The following is a 20,976-nucleotide window of genomic DNA, read 5'->3' as shown; positions in this document are numbered from 1 at the left end:
GCTCGTGCGCGCCACGAGCGTTCCCCGGTTGGTCTGCCGGCAGGGCCCGCCTGACTTTGAATCAGGATTAGCGACAGTGGTTCGACTCCACTCCGGGGAGCCACATGTCATGACGTGCGCGGATTGCCGTCAGCAGAGGGCAGACGCGCGGTCGATCAACGGCCGGAGACTGACACCTTGCGTCCAGATGGGCGTCATCCTCTTCACGACGCCGTCGTCCTGGCCCAGACTGGCTGCGCCATGACCTCCGGGTCCACCGGCCCCGACGCGGTAGAGTGCCACAGGAGCACTGATGAGGCAGTCACTCCCTGTCTGTGGCAGGAAGCTGCCGGACCCGAAGGAGCCACGTGAGCAGTCAGCAGCCCGAAGCCCGCCAGGTGGCGGCCGTCGTCGTACTCGCCGCAGGTGGCGGGACGCGCATGAAGTCCAACACCTCGAAGCTGCTGCACCAGGTGGCCGGACACTCCATGCTCAGCTACGCGGTCAATGCCGCCGAAGAGGTGGAGCCGGAGCACCTCGTCGTGGTCGTCGGCCACAAGCGGGAGCAGGTGCTGCAGCACCTGTCGGAGATTGCCCCCAATGTCACCACCGCGGTCCAGGAGGAGCAGAAGGGCACCGGCCATGCCGTCCAGTGCGGCCTGCAGGGTCTGGGCGAGCTGCGCGGCGAGATCCTGGTCACCTACGGCGACGTGCCGATGCTGACCGGTCAGACGCTGGTCGAGCTGGTGACCGAGCACCGCACCAAGGACAACCACATCACCGTGCTGACCGCCGAGGTACCCGAGCCCTTCGGCTACGGCCGGATCATCCGCGAGGGTGACCAGATCGCCAAGATCGTCGAGCAGAAGGACGCCACCGAGGCCGAGGCCGCGGTCACCGAGATCAACTCCGGCATCTACATCTTCAATGCCGAGACCCTCTACGAGGGCCTCAAGCACCTCAAGACCGACAATGCGCAGGGAGAGCTGTACCTGACCGACGTCATCTCCACCGCGCGCGGCAACAATGAGCGCGTCGGTGCCCACATGATCGACGACCTGTGGCAGACCGAGGGCGTCAACGACCGCGTCCAGCTGGCCCGGATGAACGAGGAGATGAACCGCCGCATCGTCGAGAAGTGGATGCGCAACGGCGTCACCGTCCAGGACCCGAGGACCACCTGGATCGAGCAGGGCGTCGACATCGCGCAGGACGTGACCATCCTGTCCGGCACCCACCTCGAGGGCGCCACCAGCATCGCCACCGGTGCTGTGATCGGCCCCGACACCACCCTGACCGACGTAGAGGTGGGGGAGGACGCCACCGTCATTCGCAGCCACGGCTCGCTGAGCGTGATCGGCGCCGGGGCCACCGTCGGCCCGTTCAGCTTCCTGCGCCCCGGCACCGAGCTGGGTGCCAAGGGCAAGATCGGCGCCTTCGTCGAGACCAAGAACGCCCAGATCGGCGACGGCTCGAAGGTTCCGCACCTGACCTACTGCGGCGACGCGCGGATCGGTGAGGGCGTCAACGTCGGCGCCGGCACGATCTTCGCCAACTACGACGGAACCAACAAGTCGGTCACCCACCTGGGTGACAACGTCTTCATCGGTTCCAACTCGGTGCTGGTGGCGCCCGTCGACATTGCCGATGGGGCCTTCGTGGCCGCCGGATCGGCCCTCGTCGAGGACGTTCCCGCCGGCGCCATGGCCGTCGCCCGTGGCCGCCAGGCCGTCAAGGAAGGCTGGGTGGCCAGCAAGCGCCCCGCCTCCAAGGCCGCCGCGTCCGCAGCCCAGGCAAACCCCGAAATCCACCCGGACGTGGCCGCGTCCCGGGAGAAGATGGCAAATCGCAAGCCGGAGGATTACAAGTGAGCGGTGTCAAGCGCCCCAATGACAAGCACCTCATGCTCTTCTCGGGGCGTGCGCATCCCGAGCTGGCGCAGGAGATCGCCGAACTGATGGGCGTCGACCTGGTGCCCACGCGTGCCATCGACTACGCCAATTCGGAGACCTATGTGCGCTTCGAGGAGTCGGTACGTGGCGCGGACGCCTTCGTGATCCAGAGCCACTGCGCCCCGGTCAACCAGTGGATGATGGAACAGCTGATCATGGTCGACGCGCTCAAGCGTGCCTCGGCCAAGCGGATCACCGTCGTCGCCCCCTTCTACCCCTATGCGCGCCAGGACAAGAAGCACCTGGGCCGTGAACCCATCAGCGCCCGCCTGATGGCTGACCTGTACAAGGCCGCCGGTGCGGACCGCGTGATGAGCGTGGACCTGCACGCCGCCCAGATCCAGGGCTTCTTCGACGGTCCCGTCGACCACCTGTGGGCACTGCCCGCGTTGGCCGAGTACGTCATCGACAAGTACGAGACCTCGGAGATGGTCGTCGTCTCGCCCGACGCCGGACGTGTACGCCTGGCCGACATGTGGACCGATCGACTCGGCTGCCCCCTGGCCATCATCCACAAGCGCCACGACGTCGACGTCGCCAACCAGGTGAAGGTGCACGAGGTCGTGGGCGACGTGGAGGGCAAGGTCTGCCTGCTCGTCGACGACATGATCGACACCGCTGGCACCATCTGCCAGGCGGCCGACGCCCTGATGGAGCGAGGCGCCAAGCAGGTCATCGCCGCCACCACCCACCCGGTGCTCAGCGGCCCCGCCCGGGAACGTCTGGCCGGAAGCGCCTTCAGCGAGGTCATCGTCACCAACACGCTGCCGCTTCCCGAGTCCTGCAAGGACCTGGACAAGCTGACCGTGCTGTCGATCGCGCCGCTGATCGCCAAGGCCATCCACGAGGTCTTCGAGGATGGCTCCGTCACCAGCCTCTTTGGTGGGAATTCCTAGGCCTCGGCCACCGTAACGGGCCGCATGGCTCGTCCCGACAGCTCGCCTCCCTCGCGCAAGTGCTCCTTCGTCGCACATTGTCGCGCTCGGTCGCGTTTGACGCTGTTCGGGACGACCATGCGGCCCGCTGCTGCCTGTGGTGCTGCACGGGCGGTTGGCGTGCAGCCAGCCTCAACCTTTGCGCAGCGCGATCATTCGGCTCACCGGCAGGGTGAACGGGCCTTCTGCCTTCTTCATCAGGCGGGCCTGGCCTGCGGTCAGCGCCAGCACCCGAACCTCGGCCGTGCGGCGGGTCCCGTCGTCGGCGACGTGGTCAAGGTGCCACCAACCGGGCTTGCCGATGGAATCCTCCAAGGCCTTGAGCAGGTTTCCGGATTCGGCCGCGTGCCGACGGCCCTCGTCGCGGACCAGCAGCTCCGACACCACCGCGTGCGCGTCCACCCGCTGGCCACCGATGGGGGCAGGTGGGACGTGGGCCTTGGCGCGCCGGGATGCAGGCGTGGTGAAGCGGGCCCCCGAGGCGTCCTGGGCCACCGGTGCCAGGCCCAGTTCCCGCAGGAAGATCACCACGTCCGCCGGCTCTGCTGCGGCGGCCAGCACCGTGGGCGCCAGACGCCGCAGGCCCAGCTCGGTGGCGCCGGGGCGACCAAGGATGGCATCGACGGTCACCGGGTCATCGACGGTCACGACGCTGGCCACCGCCGCCACCTGCACCAGGCCGTGGCGCCGGGCGACATCGTCGACCAGGTAGTCCAGCGCCTGTGGAACCGGCGTGAGGGAGTGCTCACGGATCCAGCCGCGGACCTCGTCGGCGCCCAAACCGGCATCGAGCGCGCGGCGGATGCTGTCCGCGGTGAAGCGGTAGACACCGGCGCCGCCGCTGGACTCGCGGTCCGCAACGAGCGCCATGGTGCGCATCACCTCGGCGCGCAGTGGCGCCGGCGTGACCGCCGTGAGGTCCGACTGGACCATGAACTCGTCGGCTGGTTGCGGGAAGCCCGGGTCCTCGACGGCATCGACCAGCCCGGTGCGCCGCCCGAGCGCCACCAGACCGAACCAACTGGCCTCGGTCACCACCTGACCTGCGAGCAGCTCCAGGTCCAGCCGGGCCCATGCGGGTTTCAACCAGGCGAGCCGGGAGGCCAGTACCGGCGCCTCGACGGGTGCACCCTCTGGGGCGGCCCGCAACTGCTCAATGGCCAGCCGCCGCAGCGCCCCGGCCCAGGCGACGGTGTTGCCCGGTGCCAGGGCCGGTGCCTGGACGTCCGCGAAGGCGTCCAGCGCCAGCCACGCGTCGCGCAGCACGATCCACCGTCCCCAGCCGTCAAGGGCAAGCCATTCGTCGTAGCCCTCGCTGGGCAGCCAGGCGCTCGCCGTCGAGGTGATCAGACCGGCGCGTTCGGCCACCAGCAGGGCCAACAGCGTCCGCTGCGGTCCGCCGCCCTCCCGGGCGAGGGCGGTGAGCTCCTTCTTGGGCAGCGCACCGGTGGCCAGCGGGCGGGGCTGGCGACGGCCGACCTCCTCGATGAGGACCTCCACCGTGGACACCAGCTCGAAGGCGCTGCCCAGTCCGGCGCGGTCCGCCACCCGGCTGTCGCTGCCGGCGGGCCACGGCGGGACGACGGGGGAGACCTCGTCGGGGAAGAGGCGTCCGCCGCGTAGTCGCAGGGCCACTTCGCGGGGCAGGATGACGGTCTCGGAGTCCAGGGGCCGCACCAGACGGTGGTGCAGCAACTGGTCCACGGGGCGCGTGGAGGTGGCCGAACCGCGACGATCTGCCTGGGTAACCCTGCCCGTCGGGTTCTCCCAGAGCAGCCGCTCCAGCACGGCGCGTCCGGGCTCCCCGACGGCGGCCAGGGCCTCGTCGATCTGGTGGTCCGGCAGGGGCATCACGGACTGGCCAGGCAATCCAGCCGGGTAGCTTCCGAAGGCGGCCCGCACGGCGTGGGTGATGTGCCAGCCGCGTTCGTTGCCCCACAGCAGGGCCCGCCGTTGCAAGGCATGGATGGTCTGCGCGACGGCGGAGCGTTCCGCCCCCATCAGCGCGGCCAGGTGGCGGGTGGAGATGGCGTCGGGGCTGGCGGCCAGGGCGAGTGCCACCCGGCGCTGCCAGGCGTCGAGCCCCTCCAGGGCCAGCTGCGTCGAGGTTGCTCCCAGGGCGCGCTCCACCAGTTCGGCGAGGTCCTGCGGGCGGGGGAGGGCCAGGTCCGGGCGCAGGTCCACCAGACGGGTCAGCTCGTCGGGGGACATGCCGCGGACGACGTCGGCCATGGAGCGCGGCGCGTTCACCGGCCGATCCGCTTGCGGAGCTCGTCGTAGACCGCGGTCAGGCTGGCAGGGATCATCACCGCGCACAGCCAACGGCCCAGGTTGCCTGGCCAGGAACTGGTCTCGGGCGTCAGGATGGCGCTGGCCAGCCAGGACAGCAGGACCGCCCAGATGGCCACGTTGTACAGGGCACGCAGCATGACATTGCCGGGGTTCTGCCGCCGGGACAGGATGGAGGCGATCACCAGCGTGATGGCTCCGAAGCCCGGGATCAGGGCACCGAGGGTCAGCACCGCCAGGACCAGCGGGCCGGTCTCGGAGACCACCGCGGTGGCCGTCAGCTTCGTCGGGGTGTCCCGCCGGGCGGGCTGGTTGCCCGACGGCACGGGCCACTGCGTCGGCTGCTGGCCGTTGCGCGGGGCGGGAGCGAAGGGGTTGAACTGTTGGGGCGTGCTGGCCGGGGCCTGTTGCTGGGGCTGTGGCCAGGCAGTGGGTTCCTGCCGGACGGCCGTGGCAGGCGGGGGCAGGGGTGCCGGTGCGACCGTCGGGGGCGGGAAGTGCCCCTGGAGCGGGATCTCCACCACGGCGGGTGCTGGTTGTGGGCCGCCAGTGGCGCCGGGCATGGGGTTTGCACCCATCGGGGCCGCACCCACCGGTGCGCCCTGCGGCGGCGGGAAGTCGGCGACGGCTGCTGCTTCGTGGACGGGATCGCCCAAGGGCATCGTCGGGACCCATCCGGTGGAGGCGTGCGCCGCACCCCACGCTGAATCTGCGCTGCCGTGCGTGGAGAAGGCCTCCCGGGGGTCCCGGCGGGGCAGGGCATCACGGGGATCGAGCGCCTCCAGCGGCGTCGTGTCGGGCTGGCGGTAGCCGCCGGGGGCCTCCAGTGGCTGGCCATCGGCGGGGCTGGGCTCCGCCTCGATGACCTGCAGCGCGCCGGCCCTGGGCGTCGCAAAGCCCGCGGGTCGCTCCACGGGTGCGTACTCGGCGCCGTCGGTCCAGTCAGCCATGCCCTCCAGTCTAGGCGGCCGCGCGATGTCGAGTGGGTTTCGGATTTCCGCTCGTGTTGCAACCCGAGCGGCTTGCGGGAACCCGAGCGGTGAGAACCCGCACGCGGCCGAGCAATGCGGTGGTCTGTCTTGCTCCGGACAGATATCCTGTGATGACCTGTGCCTCCCGGCGCGGGTGAAGACGACCAAGCGAGGATGAAGTGCCCATCGGCAAGGTGCGTTTCTACGACGCAGAGAAGGGTTTTGGCTTCCTGTCCAAGGAGGACGGGGGCGATGTCTACGTGCGCGCCAACGTGCTCCCCGAAGGGGTCACCTCGTTGAAGCCGGGCCAGAAGGTGGAATTCGGCATCATCGAGGGCCGCCGTGGTGAGCAGGCGCTCAGTGTGCGTCTGCTGGAGCCCCCGCCGTCGCTGTCCAAGGCCAGCCGCAAGAAGCCCGAACAAATGGCGGTCATCACCGAGGACCTGATCAAGCTGCTCGACGGGATCGGCAACGGCTACCGCCATGGCCGGCACCCCGACCCGAAGAGCTCCAAGCAGATCGCGATGATGCTGCGCAAGGTTGCCGACGAGCTGGAGCTGTGATGACGGTCGCGAAGACGTCGAGGGCGCCCAAGCTGGACGCCGTCACCGCGGCGGCCGTCGAGCAGGCCCGCGAGGCGGCCGTCGAGCACGCGAAGGACTTCGGCGTCGGTGAGCACCTCGGCGCCGTGGCCGAGGACGAGCGCATCGTCACCCACCTGTTCGCGTGCCCGCATCCGGCCTACAGCGGCTGGCGCTGGGCGGTCACCATGGTGCGTGCCTCGCGCGCCCGGGTGGCCACGATCAACGAGATCGTGCTGCTGCCCGGTGAGGATGCCCTGCTGGCGCCCGCATGGGTACCGTGGAGCGACCGCATCCAGGCCGGGGACGTGGCCCCGGGGACGCTGCTGCCCACGCCGGACAATGACCCGCGCCTGGAGCCCGGCTTCACCGGTGGCGAGTTCGCCGCCGACGCCGACCCGGCCGAGTGGTCCGCCACCCGTGCGGTGGTCAACGAACTCGGGCTGGGGCGTGAGCGCGTCCTGTCGCAGCACGGACGAGCCGTCGCCGCGGAAAGGTGGAGCGCCGGCGACTCCGGTGCGGAGAACCAGTCCAGCAAGCTGGCCCCGGCACCCTGCGTGACCTGCGGCTACTTCGTGCGCCTGCAGGGCGGGCTCGGCAGCATCTTCGGAGCCTGCACCAACGAGTTCTCGCCCTTCGATGCGAATGTCGTCGCCGTGGACCACGGCTGCGGCGGGCACTCCGACGTCGTCGCCGAGGAACGTGGCGTGGAGCTGGGCGTCCCCGTCTTCGACACCATTGGCGTCGACGACAACCTCTTCGACTGAACAGCCCCCGCCTCGGCCCCGGGTGACCCGGGGCCGGGCGCTGGCTCCCGCCCAGTACCACCGCGGTCCACGGATCACCGACGACAGTCGCGCATGCTTTCGTCGTCGAGCCCAATTTGCCCCCTTGCCAATCCATACTGGCTTCGGCCCATCCGGCGGCCATTGAGGGGGCGGTGGCATGGGATGGAACCTGTTGGACCCGAATGTGCGATGGGTGGCGATCGCGTTGGGGCTGGTGGCGGTGGCCGCCGCGACGGTCTTGGTGACGCTGCGGGCCCGGCGCCGCTGGGTCGACGTGGCCAAGGCAGTGCTCGCCCTGCTGGTCAGCAATGCGGTGCTGCTGGGCTCGGTCTTCCTCTACCTCAACGTCACCAATGCCTGGTACCCGACGCTGGCTGACCTCGTCCAGGGGCGCCAACCCGTCGCGGAGGCCCACATCGGGGCTCGTGATCCTCACAAGACCTTTGGCCGGGAGCAACTCGTCCGCACCGATGGCCGGCGTCTTCCCGCGCTTCCCCAGCCCGGGCAGTGCCTCCAGCACCTGGAGGTCTCCACCGCCGACGGCTTGCGCCGGTGGCCCGTCGACGTCCTGCTCCCGGCCGGCTACTTCGACCCCGCCAATGCCCACCGTGCCTATCCCGTGCTCCTCGCCGCCCACGGGGTGCCCGGCAGTCTCCCCGTCTTCCAGGGGCGGATGTCCCTTGCGCAGCTCACGGATCCGGTGGTGGCCCGGCACGAGGTGCAGCCCTTCATCGCCGTCATCCCGTCGATCACCCCGGCCTCGACAGCGAATGCGTGCTGGGGCCCGACGGCGCCACCCAGATGGAGCAGTGGCTGGCCCAGGACGTCCCCAACCAGGTGCGTACCCGCTTCCGTGTCATGCAGCAGCGCACCGCCTGGGCCTGGCTGGGTTACTCCGCCGGCGGCTGGTGCGCCGCGATGATGCCGATGACCCACCCCGATCGTTTCGCGGCCGGGGTGGTGCTGGGCGGCTACTTCCGCCCCTGGTGGGGTACCTCCAAGCCGCCCGCGGACCAGGCCGACGCCCTCGCGCGTCGGCTCGACCTGGTTGACGTGGCACGCCGTGCTTGTCCGCGCGTCGCGCTGTATGTGCAGACCGCGAAGGACGACAAGGCCTCATGGCCGACGACCAATGCCTTCCTCGGGCGGGTGCACGCACCCATGGCGGTCACGGCGGAGGTCAACCAACGCGGCGGCCACTCCTTCAACCTGTGGGTTCCTGGGATGGTGCGCGGCGTCCAGTGGCTGGGGCGCACGGTGCCGGGTTTCGCTCCGTGAGGCAGGGGCCGACGCGGCTCAGGGACGTGCCGCGCGGCGCCGGGTGCACCAGACGATGCCGACCAGACCCAGGATCACGCCACAGACACCGACCCACAGCCACCAGCCCTGACCTGCGGCCCGTAGCGCGTCGAGGCGCAGCCACAGCAGCAGCGTCGCCACCAGCCAGAGGGCAGTTCCCGCCCGGGCCACCTGCACCCCGTCCTCGTCCAGGGGACGGATGGGTGCCTGCACGAAGTGGTGGCGGGGCGACGGCGTGGGCTCGCTCATGGACGCCATTCTAGGCGTCCACATGCTGGGCCATACGATGTCAGCCATGGTCAACAATTCGCAGGCGGCACCAGTCACGCCGCCCGGCTCCCCCCACAAGACGCAGCTCAGCGGTCTGGACCGCTGGTTCGAGATCACCCAGCGCGGGTCCGATGTCGGCCGGGAGGTGCGCGGCGGACTGGTCACCTTCTTCACGATGGCCTACATCATCGCGCTCAACCCGATCATCATCGGCTCCGAGGCAGACAGCACGGGACGGCTCATCTCCGGCGCCCCGAAATACCTCGACGCCGCCCGGACCCAGGTGGACTGGGCCGCCGTCGCCGACTCCAAGATGATGGTGGCGGCCGGCACGGCGCTGATCGCCGGCCTGATGACGATCCTGATGGGCGTCTGGGGCCGCTACCCGCTGGGCCTCGCGACCGGCCTCGGTCTGAACGCGATGCTGGCCTACGCCATCGCCCCGCAGATGACCTGGGCGCAGGCGATGGGCCTGGTGGTCTGGGAGGGCATCCTGATCACGCTGCTGGTGATGACCGGCATCCGCACCGCGGTCTTCCGGGCCGTACCGCCACCGATGCGCACCGCGATCAGCGTCGGCATTGGCCTGTTCGTCACCTTCGTCGGCCTGATGGACGCCGGTGTGGTCCGCAAGCCCGCGGGTTCGACGCCCGTCGAACTGGGCATCAACGGCTCCCTGATGGGCTGGCCGATCGCCGTGTGCATCACCGGTTTCCTGCTGCTGGTCATCCTGTACACCCGCAAGGTGCGCGGCGCGATGCTGCTGTCCATCCTGCTCACCTCCGTGCTCGCGGTGGTCGTCGAGGCCGTCTTCAAGGTGGGCCCCACCTTCCTGGCCGACGGCAGCAAGAAGGCCACCGGCTGGGCGCTGAACGTGCCCAAGCTGCCCAGCGCCGCGGACTTCGCCAGCCCCAGTCTGGGCACGCTCGGCAAGGTGGACATGCTGGGTGCCTTCAGCCCCGAGGGACACTTCTCCTTCAAGGTCTTCCTGGGCCTGTTGCTGCTGGTCTTCAGCCTGCTGCTGGCCGACTTCTTCGACACCGTCGGCACCGTCGTCGCGATCGGCCAGGAGGGTGACCTGCTCAACGACAAGGGCAACCCGCCACACCTGCAGCAGATTCTGACCGTCGACTCCGTCGCCGCGATGGCCGGTGGCCTGGGTGGTGTGTCCTCCAACACCTCCTACATCGAGTCTGCCGCCGGCGTCGGTGAGGGCGCCCGCACCGGCCTGGCCTCGGTGGTCACTGGCATCGCCTTCCTGTTGAGCATCTTCCTGACGCCCATCGTCGACATGATCCCGTCCGAGGCCGCCGCCCCGGTGCTGGCCTTCGTCGGCTACCTGATGATGAGCCAGGTGGCGCACGTGGACTGGGACGACGTGGAGGACGGTATCCCCGCCTTCCTGACCATCGTCCTGATGCCCTTCGCGTACTCGATCACGACGGGTATTGGCGCGGGCTTCATCGTCTACTGCCTGATCAAGCTGATCAAGGGCAAGGCGAAGCAGGTGCATCCGCTGCTGTGGGCGGTCTCGGCGCTGTTCGTCGTGTACTTCGCCCAGGGCATCCTGATGAGCCTGGTGGACAAGATCTGAGGCCCGTCGCCGCCCCCGGTTGGAAGTACGGCCGGGCTGCGGCGTAACATTCCGGTTTGGACAGAAGTCTCCGGCCGGATGGGCCGGTACCCAAGGGCCGACACCTTCCACGGTGTCGGCCCTTTCTGCTGCTCGACAGGCTCGGGTCAGCGGGGGAGCAGCATGGTCACCGTGAGCGTGGTGGGCTCGGTGGCGCGCACCGCATGCCGCAGCATCGGGGTCAGGTGCAGCAAGGAGCCCGGCACGAGCTCGACGGTGCGGTCCGGCAGCGTGAAGTCCACCCGTCCCCGCAGCACCTGGATCAGCACCGGATGCCGGGCGGCGTGTTCCTTCAGCTCGTCGCCGGCCGCGAACTCGAAGGCGACCACCTTGGTGGTCTCGTTGTCCACCACGGCCGTGGCACCGGGCCGGCCGCCGCGCGAGGCGGACTGTTCGAAGGCGCTGGCGACGTAGGTGGCGACGCCGTCGGTCTGGCCGGCGTCATCCCCCTGGTCGACGTGACCCGCACGGGGATCCTCGGGTGCGAATTCCTCAAGCTGTTCATTTGACACGGAAGGCTCCTTGGTTAATGGTTTAGGTAAACCTAACCTAAAGACTCGGCGAACGAAAGGGCCATCATGCAGCGAGGCGTGGACCAGACCGACGAGCAGGAGCTCGACCAGGCGCGTCCGGGGGGCGGTCAGCAGGGGCACTGGGTGCTGGCCTCCCTGGGCAAGCGGGTGCTGCGTCCCGGTGGTCGGGAGCTCACCGAGGCAATGCTCGCGGCGGCGGAACCGGCGGGTCGGCGGGTGGTGGAGCTGGCGCCGGGGATTGGCGTCACGGCTGCGCGGCTGCTAGACCTCCAGCCGGCCGGCTACCAGGCCGTCGAGCGTGACCCGCAGGCCGCGGACACGGTGCGCGCGGTGATCGGCTCCCGTGGCCAGGTGCACCTGGGCAGCGCCGAGCAGACCGGGCTGCCGGAGGCGAGCGCGGATCTTGTCGTGGGGGAGGCCATGCTCACGATGCAGTCCGAGCGCGGCAAGCGGGAGATCCTGGCCGAGGTCCGACGAGTGCTGGAGCCGGGCGGCCGCTATGCCATCCACGAGCTGGGCCTGCGTCCGGACGAGTTGGACGAGCAGGTCAAGGAGGACATCCGCAAGGACCTGGCGCGAGCCATCAAGGTCAATGCCCGCCCGTTGACGCTCGCCGAATGGCGGCAGCTCTTCGACGAAGAGGGCTACGACGTCGAGTGGTCGCAGACCACGGAGATGGCCCTGCTCGAGCCGCGCCGAATGCTGGCCGACGAGGGAGTCGTGGGCCTGGTGCGGATCCTGGTGAACCTGCTCCGCAGGCCCGAGGCCCGCCGACGGGTGCTGGGGATGCGACGCACCTTTGCGGCCCACCGTCAGGAACTCTGCGCCGTGGCCCTGGTTGTTCGTCGGCGCCCCTGAGGGTTTCCGTCGGAGTAGTGGCCCCCTGGCGTCCCGTGTGTCACATCGCCACTGTTCTCACCATCCGCACCCAAGGGGCCTGATCCGCATGTTCGAACATGTGGATCGGGTCCCCCAGGTGCGGATGGTGAGCCTTCGGTGGGGGCGGGGGCCTTTCGGTGCGGACGGGGTGCGGGCCCTCGGTTGAAGGGGGCACCGCGGCTGTCAAGGGGTGTCCATCAATGACCGCCGTGTGACATTGGTCACACCGCCTGGCGATAGGTTGGGTCCATGTTCACGAAAGTCCTGGTTGCCAATCGCGGCGAGATCGCCGTCCGTGCCTTCCGAGCCGCCTACGAGTTGGGCCTGAAGACCGTCGCCGTCTATCCCTACGAGGACCGGGCCTCCGAGCACCGGCTCAAGGCCGACGAGTCCTACCAGATCGGCGAGCCGGGTCACCCGGTGCGCAACTACCTGGACATCGACGAGATCATCCGCGTCGCCAAGCACGCCGGCGCCGACGCGATCTACCCCGGCTACGGCTTCCTGAGCGAGAACCCGGACCTGGCGCAGGCCTGCGTCGATGCGGGCATCACCTTCGTCGGACCGCCGCCGGAGGTGCTCGAGCTGGCCGGCAACAAGGTCCGTGCCCTGGCCGCGGCCAAGGCCGCCGGCATCCCCACGCTGCGCTCCTGCGACCCGTCCACCGACGTCGAGTGGCTCACGCAGCAGGCCGACGAGATCGGCTTCCCCATCTTCGTCAAGGCCGTCGCCGGTGGCGGTGGCCGAGGGATGCGACGGGTGAACCGTCGCGAGGACCTGGCCGAGGCGATGGGTGCCGCCATGCGCGAGGCCGAGAGCGCCTTCGGCGATGCCACGGTCTTCCTGGAGCAGGCCGTGGGCCGTCCGCGCCACATCGAGGTGCAGATCCTGGCCGACCAGCACGGCAATGTGATGCACCTGTTCGAGCGGGACTGCTCCATCCAGCGTCGTCACCAGAAGGTGATCGAGATCGCCCCCGCGCCGCACCTCAGCGACGAACTGCGGGCCGCCCTCTGCTCGGATGCGGTGAAGTTCGCCCAGTCCATCAACTACTCCTGCGCCGGCACCGTCGAATTCCTGGTGGAGACGGAAGGGCCGCGCGCCGGGGAACACCACTTCATCGAGATGAACCCGCGCATCCAGGTGGAGCACACCGTCACCGAGGAGATCACCGACGTCGACCTGGTGCAGTCGCAGATGCGGATCTGCGGCGGCGAGAGCCTCGCCGAGCTGGGCCTGTCGCAGGACACGCTGGAGATCCGCGGTGCCGCCCTGCAGTGCCGCATCACCACTGAGGACCCCGCCAACGGCTTCCGCCCGGACACCGGCACCATCACCGCCTACCGCTCGGCCTCCGGCGCCGGCATCCGGCTGGACGGTGGGACCGTGGCCACCGGGGTGGAGATCAGCGGCCACTTCGACTCGATGCTGGTGAAGATGACCGCCCGCGGCCGCGACTTCGAGACCGCGATCAGCCGTGCCCGTCGCGCTCTGGCCGAGTTCCGGATCCGTGGCGTCAGCACCAACATGCCCTTCCTGCGGGCGGTGCTCGACGAGCCCGACTTCGCCAGCGGCGTCATCTCGACCAGCTTCATCGACGAGCGTCCCTACCTGCTCACCTCCCGCACCCCGGCCGACCGCGGCACGAAGATGCTGCGCTGGCTCGGTGACGTGACGGTCAACAAGCCCAATGGCGAGCCGCTCACCAATCTGGACCCGGCCGAGAAGCTGCCCGTCGGCGTCGACCTGACCGCTCCGGTGCCCGCCGGGCCGCGCCAGCGGCTGCTGGACCTGGGCCCCGCTGCCTTCAGCCGTGAGGTCCGCGAGCAGTCGGGCGTCGAGGTGACCGACACCACCTTCCGCGACGCCCACCAGAGCCTGCTGGCCACCCGGGTGCGCAGCCGTGACCTGCTGACGGTCGCGCCCTACTACGCCCGGATGCTGCCGGAACTGTTCAGCGTCGAGTGCTGGGGCGGGGCCACCTACGACGTTGCCCTGCGCTTCCTGGGCGAGGATCCGTGGGAGCGGCTCGCCAAGCTCCGCGAGGCCATGCCGAACACGCTGTTGCAGATGCTGTTGCGCGGCCGCAATACCGTCGGCTACACCCCGTACCCGGTGGAGGTGACCCGGGCCTTCGTGCAGGAGGCCGCGGCCGTCGGCGTCGACGTCTTCCGCATCTTCGACGCCCTGAACGACGTGGAGCAGATGCGCCCCGCGATCGAGGCGGTGCTGGAGACGAAGACGGCCATCGCCGAGGTGGCGCTGTGCTACACCGGTGACCTGAACGACCCGGCCGAGACCATCTACACCCTCGACTACTACGTGGAACTGGCCCGCAAGTGCGTCGACGCCGGTGCCCACATCCTGGCCATCAAGGACATGGCCGGCCTGCTGCGGCCCCCGGCTGCGGTGAAGCTGGTCACCGCCCTGCGCGAGGAGTTCCCGAGCGTCCCGCTGGCGCTGCACACCCACGACACCGCCGGCGGCCAGCTGGCCACACTGCTGGAGGCGATCCGGGCCGACGTCGACATCGTCGACGTCGCCAGCGCCCCGATGGCCGCCACCACCAGCCAGCCACCGGCCTCCGCGCTGGTGATGGCGCTGGCCAACACGGACAAGCAGACCAGGCTGGACCCGCGCGCCGTCACGGAGCTGGAGCCCTACTGGGAGGCGGTGCGCAAGGTCTACCACCCCTTCGAGTCCGGCCTTCCCGCGCCCACCGGGCGGGTCTACCGCCACGAGATCCCGGGTGGCCAGTTGTCGAACCTGCGCCAGCAGGCCATCGCGCTGGGGCTGGGGGAGAAGTTCGAGCAGATCGAGGCCATGTACGCGGCGGCCGACAAGATCCTGGGACGCCCCACCAAGGTGACGCCCAGCTCCAAGGTGGTGGGTGACCTGGCCCTGCACCTGGTGGCCGTCGGGGCCGACCCCGCCGACTTCGAGCGGGACCCGCACGCCTTCGACATCCCCGACTCGGTGATCGGCTTCCTGAACGGTGAGCTGGGCCAGCCCGAGGGCGGGTGGCCGGAGCCCTTCCGCTCGAAGGCGCTGGAGGGCCGACGCACGCCGCCGCGCATCACCGAGGTGCCGGCCGAGGACCTGGCCCTGCTGTCCCAGCCCGGCCGCACCCGGCAGGAGACCCTCAACCGGCTGCTCTTCCCCGGCCCGACCAAGGACTTCGAGGCCTACCGCGAGACCTTCGGGGACCTGTCGGCCGTGCCCACCATTCCCTACCTGTACGGGCTGCGTGCCGGGGAGGAGCAGGTGGTGACCCTCGACAAGGGCGTCAGCCTGATCTTCGAGCTCGACGCCATCGGCGAGGCCGACAAGAAGGGCAAGCGCACCGTGCACGCCCTGCTCAACGGCCAGATGCGTCCGGTGCGGGTGCGCGACACGTCGGTCAAGGCCGAGGCCAGCGCCGTCGAGAAGGCCGACAAGTCCGACCCCGGCCACATCGCCGCACCCTTCGCGGGCGCCGTGACCGTGACCGTCGAGGCCGGCCAGCAGATCGAGGCGGGTGCCACGGTGGCCACCATCGAGGCGATGAAGATGGAGGCCGCCATCACCTCACCGGTGGCGGGCACGGTGCAGCGCGTCGCGGTGCCCTCGACCACCCAGCTGGAAGGCGGCGACCTGCTGCTGGTGATCACCCCGGCCTGAGCCGAGCTCCACTGCCGGGGAGGTCAACCCCGGTCGAAGGTGACGAAGAGGTCCGGCAGGGGCCGCCCGTTCGCGCGGGCGGCCCCTGCCAGCGTCTCGAAGGAGGTCAGGAAGTCCGCCAGGGCGGCGGCGCGTTGGTGGCTGTGCGGCAGCACGTCGGGCAGCACCGCCTGCAGGGCGCGTCCGCTGGCCAGCACGTGGGCGTGCTTGCAGTAGCCAACGCTCATCCCCGGCAGTGGGCGCAGCGGGATCTGCGCGTCGAGGGCCTGCAGTTTGCCGATCCCGAACTGGCTGGGCAGTCCGGCACGGGTGAGTTCGAATTCCAGTTGGTCGACCTCGCGCGGGGTGCGGTGCAGGACGTGGCGCGCCAGGCTGCGGCGGCCGAGCCAGGCGTCGACGACCTGCCAGGCGAGCCCCAGACGCTCGGGCGCCACGAAGCGTCCGGCCAGCAGGTTCTCCACGTCGGAGGGCAGCGGAGTGCCGTGCGGAACCAACGGTGCCTCGGGTGCCCGGGCGAACAGGGGACCGAGCTTGCCGAGCATTCCCGGTGCGCGGGGCGGCACGGGGGCGCCGCGGAAGGTCTCGGAGGCGATCTGGCGCAGCGTCCCGGCGATGGCCGGGGTGGCGCCGAACATGTCGCGGACCTCGTCGATGCAGATGGCGTACATGCGCAACTCACCCATGAACCCAAGGTAGCCCGTTCGGGCGTGGCCGGGCAGTGGGCCCGACGGCATATGGTGGGCTTCGTGAATCCGCGTTCTCGTCGCCTGGTGGTCTCCGGGGTGCTCGCCGCCCTGGTGCTGCTCGTCGTGCTGGGTGCGGTACTCGGCTGACCCGGACGAAGGACTCCACGACATGGCTGACTCTCCCGCGGGCACTGCACGCGCCCTGCGCGCCCTCACCGTCGCCGGCATGCTGGCCGCGGCCGCCGGGGCCACCGCCACGGCTCCCGCTCGCGCCGATGACACGATCAGCACCGACCCCGCCGTCGGTGAGGTCACCGGCATGGCCGCCGACGCCGGCCGCAAGGTCTACTGGGTGCCGGCACGTACCTCCGGGCAGGTGCGGGCGGTGGGCGCGGACGGCAAGGTCAAGGGCACGGTCAGCTACGGAGCCACACCCCAGGACGTGCAGGCCGTCAGCTTCCACGACTCCCGGGTGTGGGTGGGCGACGTCGGGGACCGGACCGGTTCGCGGGACACGGTGGCGGCCTACCGCTTCGGAGACCTGGCCTATGGCGGCACGGCGCCCTACCGCAGCTTCACGCTGGCCTACCCAGATGGCGCGAAGGACTGCGGTGCCATGGCGGTCAGCCGCACCGGCAAGATCTACCTGGTCACCCGGGGCACCAAGCCCGGCATCTACCGCACCACGGGGGAGCCGGTTCCCGGCGGGCCGACCAACACCCTGGTGCGGGTGGCGGATGCTCCGGCCAATGTCACCGACGCCTCCTTCAATGCCGATGGCAGCAGCCTCGTGCTGCGCACCCTGACCTCGGTACACGTGCTCGACGCCTACAAGCTGACGGCCACCGCCGCGGCTGCGCTCCCGGAGAAGGCCCAGGGGCTCGGGCTGACCACAGCCCTGGACGGCAGCCAGCTGGCGGTGTCCGGGCTGGCCAGCCCGGCGACGCTCACCAACGTGGCGGTGCCCACCTCACTCGCCTCCGTGCCCCCGGCGCCGGCCACGGTGGCCCCGGCCAGCCCCGCGGCCACTGGGCCCAGCGCCGCCTCGCAGAACAGGGGCACCTTGTGGGCCCTGGTCGTCGCGGGGCTGATCTCGCTGGCTTCGGGCGCCTTCGTGGCGCTCAAGCACTGAGGAGAGCCGCGGTGACGCGCTCTTCCTCCCAGCGGATGGTCACCGGCGTCGACGACGTCGAAGGCCCGGACACGGTCGGGGTGGGGGAGGACGGCCGCAGGGCGCCGCGTGATGCGTCGCGGACAATGGGTCGACGCGCTCGCCAGTTGAGTGATTCAATGCGACACTTGCCCCCGAGGAGCCTGCCGTGAATGAACTGATCGACACCACTGAGATGTACCTGCGCACCATCTATGAGTTGATGGAGGAGGGCATCACGCCGCTGCGCGCCCGGATTGCCGAGCGCCTGCACCAGAGCGGCCCCACCGTCTCCCAGACCGTTGCCCGGATGGAGCGCGACGGTCTGCTGCGCGTGCATGAGGACCGCCGGATCGAGCTGTCCGACAAGGGACGTGGGCTGGCCATTGCCGTGATGCGCAAGCACCGCCTGGCGGAGCGCCTGCTGGTGGACGTGATCGGGCTGGAGTGGAGCCAGGTGCACGACGAGGCCTGCCGCTGGGAGCACGTGATCTCCGACGAGGTGGAGCGTCGTCTGGTGCAGATCCTGTCCGATCCCGTCGAGTCCCCCTATGGCAATCCCATTCCGGGCCTGGATGCTATCGGCGGTGCGGGCAGCGAACTGTCCTTCCGGGAGGGCGTGGAGTCCTTGACCACCGTCCTGGGCGCCGAGCCGGTGCAGGTGGTCCTGCGCCGGATGAGCGAGAACTGCCAGGCGGACCCTGACACCCTCGGGGTGCTGCAGAGCATGGACCTGTTGCCCGGCACCTCGATGACGGCCCGACTGCAGGGCCAGACCGTCGTGATCGAGGCCGGAGGCCGCACCTGCGAGGTTCCGGCGGCCGTCGCGGAGGGGCTGTTCGTCAGCCTCGCCACCGACGCATGATCGATTCCGCATCCCTCGTCGCCCTGTGCGAGCAGCACTGGTACGACGCGGCCCTGTCCATGCTCACCCAGCGCATTGCGGCGGGTGACAACGATCCGGCGATCCTCGAGGCGCACCGGCTGGCGGCGGTGGCACAGCGGGTGCTGGCCCTGGATGCCGAGGACTTCGACGAGCTGGCCACGACGGTGGAGGAGTACGCCTGGGCCGAGCGGTTGAGCGCCTCGGGCTTCCCCCACGGCCCGCGTGACCCGCACCGTGGAGCTCTGGGCTCGCTGGTGCCGCTCTACGAGCTGATGCTGGAGGTGCTGAACCTGCGCGCCGAGCGCGGGGAGCCGCAGAGCCTCGTCGTGACCGCGCACCTGATTGGCGAATACCTGTGCCAGCTGGCCTGGGAGCCTCGGCTGGGCCATGGCGGAGACCCGCTGCGGCTGGGTGGCCAGGTGGGGGAGCGCTGGGGCACCGATGACCCGGAATGTCCGCACAATTCGGCGATGCGCGCCACCGCCAAGCGGGCCGTGAACGCGTCGCAGGGTGACCGGGTGGGCTTCACCAGCTACCTGGACAAGTTCCACTCCCGGCTGGGCGACACCCTGGCCGTCTGCGCCATGAATCACCTGACGATCGAGGCCGGCGAACGGCCCGATGTGGGCCCCACCTGCCCGACACCGTGCGGCTGGGCGGTTCAGGGCAGCCGGGAGGAGCGCCGTTCGCTGGACGCGCGGCTGCGCTTGGCCCTGATCTACCTGGACAGCCCCTTGGTGGCGCTTCGGCACCACGCCCCGGTGGGGCACTTCTTCGGGGTCCCGTCGGTGGGTGAGATCAGCGAGGGCTGGCTGCGCACCTGGCAGAAGCTGAGCGCCCAGTGGCCGGACGGCTCGAACCCGCTGATCGGCGCCATGCCGACGGATCCGCACGAGGCGCTCCCGGGTCTGTCGGCCCTGATCTCGACGGTGGCCGACCGCAGGATCGGTGAGGGGACGCTGCTGCGCGAGATCGGCGACGACATCATTGCCGCACTGCGCCGGGCCCGGGACCACGTCGCTGGCTAGTGTGGTCCCCATGGACGACTGGAGTGGCTATCTCACGGACTTCCACACCCGGCGGCCCGGCATAGCCGACGCCGTCCTTTCCCGCTGCACCTCCGGGAACCACACCCCCTATCGCTGGCTCGCGCGCGGTGTCAGCCAGACCGCCACGCGCGTGCTCGACGTGCGCTGCGGCGCCGGTGCAATGGGCCGGGAACTGGCAGCCGAGGGGCGCACCGTGATCGGGCTGGACCGCAATGCCGCAGAACTGGCCGCAGCCCACGGCCCGGGGCCCTTCGTGCGTTGCGACGCGCTGGCGATGCCCTTCGCCGACGGCTCCTTCGACGCGGTGGTCAGCACCTTGGGTCTGGCACAGATCCATCCCACCTCCGGCCTGCTCGACGAGGTCTCCCGGGTGCTGCGTCCCGGCGGGGTCTTCGTCGGCCTGGTGCCCACCATCCGCCCCCTGAATGCCCGCGACATGCGCACCGCGGCCCGGCTGACCCAGGTGCTGCTGGGAACGCCACGTTTTCCCGCCACGGTGGAACTGGCCGTCGGCAAGCTGCTGGAGCAGCACGGCCTGCGCAAGGCCGAGGATGCTCGTGAGCGCTACCACTTCACCGTCGAGGACCGCGAGGACGCGGACCTGCTGCTGAGCGGGCTCTATCTGCCCACCACCTCGCCAAAGCGGCTGCAGGCGGCCTCCGACTGGCTGACCCAGCAGGCCGCCGAGCACGACGGGATCCGGGTGCCGATCCCCCTGCGTCGCGTCGTGGCCATCAAGTGAGGGAATAGCGCACCGCCCCGGTTCGTTGAGACCATGACAGGCGCTCGCCGAGCGTCGAAGACTTCACAGCTCAGGCTTTACCGAACAAGGAAGAGGACACGATGGCTCCCGTCGCCCTGGACAAGGACACCTTCGCCAGCACCATCAACGACAACGAGATCGTCCTGATCGACTTCTGGGCCTCCTGGTGCGGCCCGTGCATGCGCTTCGCGCCCATCTACGACGAGGCCTCCGGCCGTCACGACGACGTCACCTTCGCCAAGGTGGACACCGAGGCCGAGCGTGACCTGGCCGCCGGGCTGGAGATCACCTCGATCCCGACGATCATGGCCTTCCGTCAGGGGATGTTGGTCTTCCGCCAGTCCGGCCTGCTGAACGGTTCGCAGCTGGACAAGCTGATCGAGCAGATCAAGGGCCTGGACATGGACTCGCTCAAGGCCGAGGCCGCCAAGCAGCAGGCCTGAGCCACACACGCATGCTCAAGGGGCCGAGCCGCGGTGCCGAACGCACCGACGGCTCGGCCCCTCCGTGTGCTTCGGTCACGGCAGATGCCGTATTCTTCTACGAGCGCCGGCTACGAGCCGGTGCGCTGGCCCTGTAGCTCAGGGGATAGAGCAACGGTTTCCTAAACCGTGTGTCGGAGGTTCGAATCCTCCCAGGGTCGCCAGCAGCCCAGCTCCCCACGAGGGGGCTG

20 protein-coding genes and 2 tRNA genes are annotated in these 20,976 nt (G+C 69.9%); 17 read left to right on the top strand and 5 right to left on the bottom strand.

The annotated features are described in order from the left end of the window. The first annotated feature begins 21 nt into the window (after positions 1-21). The 3 genes from EDD41_RS07050 to EDD41_RS07040 all read left to right on the top strand — a co-directional run bounded on the left by EDD41_RS07050 (position 22) and on the right by EDD41_RS07040 (position 2,827). Positions 22-103: transfer RNA gene (locus tag EDD41_RS07050), tRNA-Gln, on the top strand. 244 nt (positions 104-347) lie between these two features. Next, complete coding sequence (gene glmU / locus EDD41_RS07045; RefSeq protein WP_094764522.1) at positions 348-1,850, top strand: bifunctional UDP-N-acetylglucosamine diphosphorylase/glucosamine-1-phosphate N-acetyltransferase GlmU; 1,503 nt, start codon at positions 348-350, stop codon at positions 1,848-1,850. Continuing rightward, on the top strand, positions 1,847-2,827 hold the full coding sequence (locus tag EDD41_RS07040; RefSeq protein ID WP_094764521.1) for a ribose-phosphate diphosphokinase: 981 nt from the start codon (positions 1,847-1,849) through the stop codon (positions 2,825-2,827). The genes glmU and EDD41_RS07040 overlap by 4 nt, the downstream gene beginning before the upstream one ends. A 171-nt stretch (positions 2,828-2,998) precedes the next feature. Here EDD41_RS07040 and EDD41_RS07035 read toward each other — a convergent pair whose 3' ends face one another. Continuing rightward, a complete protein-coding gene (locus EDD41_RS07035; RefSeq protein ID WP_123575409.1) occupies positions 2,999-5,116 on the bottom strand; it encodes a helicase-associated domain-containing protein in 2,118 nt (705 codons plus the stop codon). Then, positions 5,113-6,105: a hypothetical protein gene (locus EDD41_RS07030; RefSeq protein ID WP_123575408.1), complete on the bottom strand. Its 993-nt coding sequence runs from the start codon at positions 6,103-6,105 to the stop codon at positions 5,113-5,115. Before EDD41_RS07030 ends, EDD41_RS07035 begins: the two co-directional genes overlap by 4 nt. 200 nt (positions 6,106-6,305) lie before the next feature. Here EDD41_RS07030 and EDD41_RS07025 point away from each other — a divergent pair, with 200 nt between their 5' ends. The 4 genes from EDD41_RS07025 to EDD41_RS07015 all read left to right on the top strand — a co-directional run bounded on the left by EDD41_RS07025 (position 6,306) and on the right by EDD41_RS07015 (position 8,773). Then, positions 6,306-6,689, top strand: coding sequence for a cold-shock protein (locus tag EDD41_RS07025; protein ID WP_094764519.1), 384 nt, complete (start codon positions 6,306-6,308; stop codon positions 6,687-6,689). Then, a complete protein-coding gene (locus EDD41_RS07020; RefSeq protein WP_094764518.1) occupies positions 6,689-7,474 on the top strand; it encodes a DUF3027 domain-containing protein in 786 nt (261 codons plus the stop codon). Before EDD41_RS07025 ends, EDD41_RS07020 begins: the two co-directional genes overlap by 1 nt. Positions 7,475-7,652: 178 nt before the next feature. Continuing rightward, a complete protein-coding gene (locus EDD41_RS17455) occupies positions 7,653-8,417 on the top strand; it encodes a hypothetical protein (RefSeq protein ID WP_245995560.1) in 765 nt (254 codons plus the stop codon). Further along, positions 8,309-8,773: an alpha/beta hydrolase-fold protein gene (locus tag EDD41_RS07015; protein WP_245995735.1), complete on the top strand. Its 465-nt coding sequence runs from the start codon at positions 8,309-8,311 to the stop codon at positions 8,771-8,773. The genes EDD41_RS17455 and EDD41_RS07015 overlap by 109 nt, the downstream gene beginning before the upstream one ends. An 18-nt stretch (positions 8,774-8,791) precedes the next feature. Here the strand turns inward: EDD41_RS07015 and EDD41_RS07010 are convergent, their stop codons facing one another. Further along, a complete protein-coding gene (locus EDD41_RS07010) occupies positions 8,792-9,043 on the bottom strand; it encodes a DUF2530 domain-containing protein (protein WP_170165272.1) in 252 nt (83 codons plus the stop codon). 196 nt (positions 9,044-9,239) lie between these two features. On the opposite strand from EDD41_RS07010, the gene EDD41_RS07005 reads away from it, so the two are divergent. Continuing rightward, positions 9,240-10,658: an NCS2 family permease gene (locus EDD41_RS07005; protein ID WP_123576905.1), complete on the top strand. Its 1,419-nt coding sequence runs from the start codon at positions 9,240-9,242 to the stop codon at positions 10,656-10,658. Positions 10,659-10,804: 146 nt separating this feature from the next. Here EDD41_RS07005 and EDD41_RS07000 read toward each other — a convergent pair whose 3' ends face one another. After that, a complete protein-coding gene (locus EDD41_RS07000) occupies positions 10,805-11,209 on the bottom strand; it encodes a cupin domain-containing protein (protein ID WP_211336604.1) in 405 nt (134 codons plus the stop codon). 66 nt (positions 11,210-11,275) lie between these two features. Between EDD41_RS07000 and EDD41_RS06995 the strand changes: the two genes are divergently transcribed. Both EDD41_RS06995 and EDD41_RS06990 read left to right on the top strand, forming a co-directional pair. Continuing rightward, a complete protein-coding gene (locus EDD41_RS06995; RefSeq protein ID WP_123575405.1) occupies positions 11,276-12,088 on the top strand; it encodes a class I SAM-dependent methyltransferase in 813 nt (270 codons plus the stop codon). A gap of 270 nt (positions 12,089-12,358) precedes the next feature. Beyond that, on the top strand, positions 12,359-15,769 hold the full coding sequence (locus tag EDD41_RS06990) for a pyruvate carboxylase (RefSeq protein WP_123575404.1): 3,411 nt from the start codon (positions 12,359-12,361) through the stop codon (positions 15,767-15,769). Between the two features lie 23 nt (positions 15,770-15,792). On the opposite strand, the gene EDD41_RS06985 is transcribed toward EDD41_RS06990, so the two are convergent. After that, positions 15,793-16,452, bottom strand: a complete 660-nt coding sequence (locus tag EDD41_RS06985; protein WP_148060496.1) for a hypothetical protein — start codon at positions 16,450-16,452, stop codon at positions 15,793-15,795. A 24-nt stretch (positions 16,453-16,476) separates the two neighbouring features. Between EDD41_RS06985 and EDD41_RS17775 the strand changes: the two genes are divergently transcribed. The 7 genes from EDD41_RS17775 to EDD41_RS06955 all read left to right on the top strand — a co-directional run bounded on the left by EDD41_RS17775 (position 16,477) and on the right by EDD41_RS06955 (position 20,949). Beyond that, complete coding sequence (locus tag EDD41_RS17775; protein WP_281273101.1) at positions 16,477-16,602, top strand: hypothetical protein; 126 nt, start codon at positions 16,477-16,479, stop codon at positions 16,600-16,602. Between the two features lie 22 nt (positions 16,603-16,624). After that, the gene (locus EDD41_RS06980) at positions 16,625-17,587 is read left to right on the top strand and encodes a hypothetical protein (RefSeq protein ID WP_123575402.1); all 963 of its coding nucleotides are present in this window, start codon (positions 16,625-16,627) and stop codon (positions 17,585-17,587) included. A gap of 187 nt (positions 17,588-17,774) precedes the next feature. Then, positions 17,775-18,470: an iron-dependent transcriptional repressor DtxR gene (locus EDD41_RS06975; RefSeq protein ID WP_123575401.1), complete on the top strand. Its 696-nt coding sequence runs from the start codon at positions 17,775-17,777 to the stop codon at positions 18,468-18,470. Continuing rightward, positions 18,467-19,519, top strand: a complete 1,053-nt coding sequence (locus EDD41_RS06970) for a hypothetical protein (protein WP_123575400.1) — start codon at positions 18,467-18,469, stop codon at positions 19,517-19,519. The genes EDD41_RS06975 and EDD41_RS06970 overlap by 4 nt, the downstream gene beginning before the upstream one ends. A gap of 10 nt (positions 19,520-19,529) precedes the next feature. Then, the gene (locus EDD41_RS06965) at positions 19,530-20,282 is read left to right on the top strand and encodes a class I SAM-dependent methyltransferase (protein ID WP_148060495.1); all 753 of its coding nucleotides are present in this window, start codon (positions 19,530-19,532) and stop codon (positions 20,280-20,282) included. Positions 20,283-20,383: 101 nt separating this feature from the next. After that, positions 20,384-20,746: a thioredoxin gene (trxA, locus tag EDD41_RS06960; RefSeq protein ID WP_094764508.1), complete on the top strand. Its 363-nt coding sequence runs from the start codon at positions 20,384-20,386 to the stop codon at positions 20,744-20,746. A 127-nt stretch (positions 20,747-20,873) separates the two neighbouring features. Further along, positions 20,874-20,949 (top strand) — tRNA-Arg (locus tag EDD41_RS06955). The last annotated feature ends 27 nt before the right edge of the window (positions 20,950-20,976 follow it).

It is taken from the genome of Luteococcus japonicus (assembly GCF_003752415.1).
GTDB classification, from domain to species: Bacteria; Actinomycetota; Actinomycetes; order Propionibacteriales; family Propionibacteriaceae; genus Luteococcus; species Luteococcus japonicus.
The sequence above is the reverse complement of the archived record's forward strand: the minus strand, read 5'-3'. Positions and strand labels throughout refer to the sequence as shown.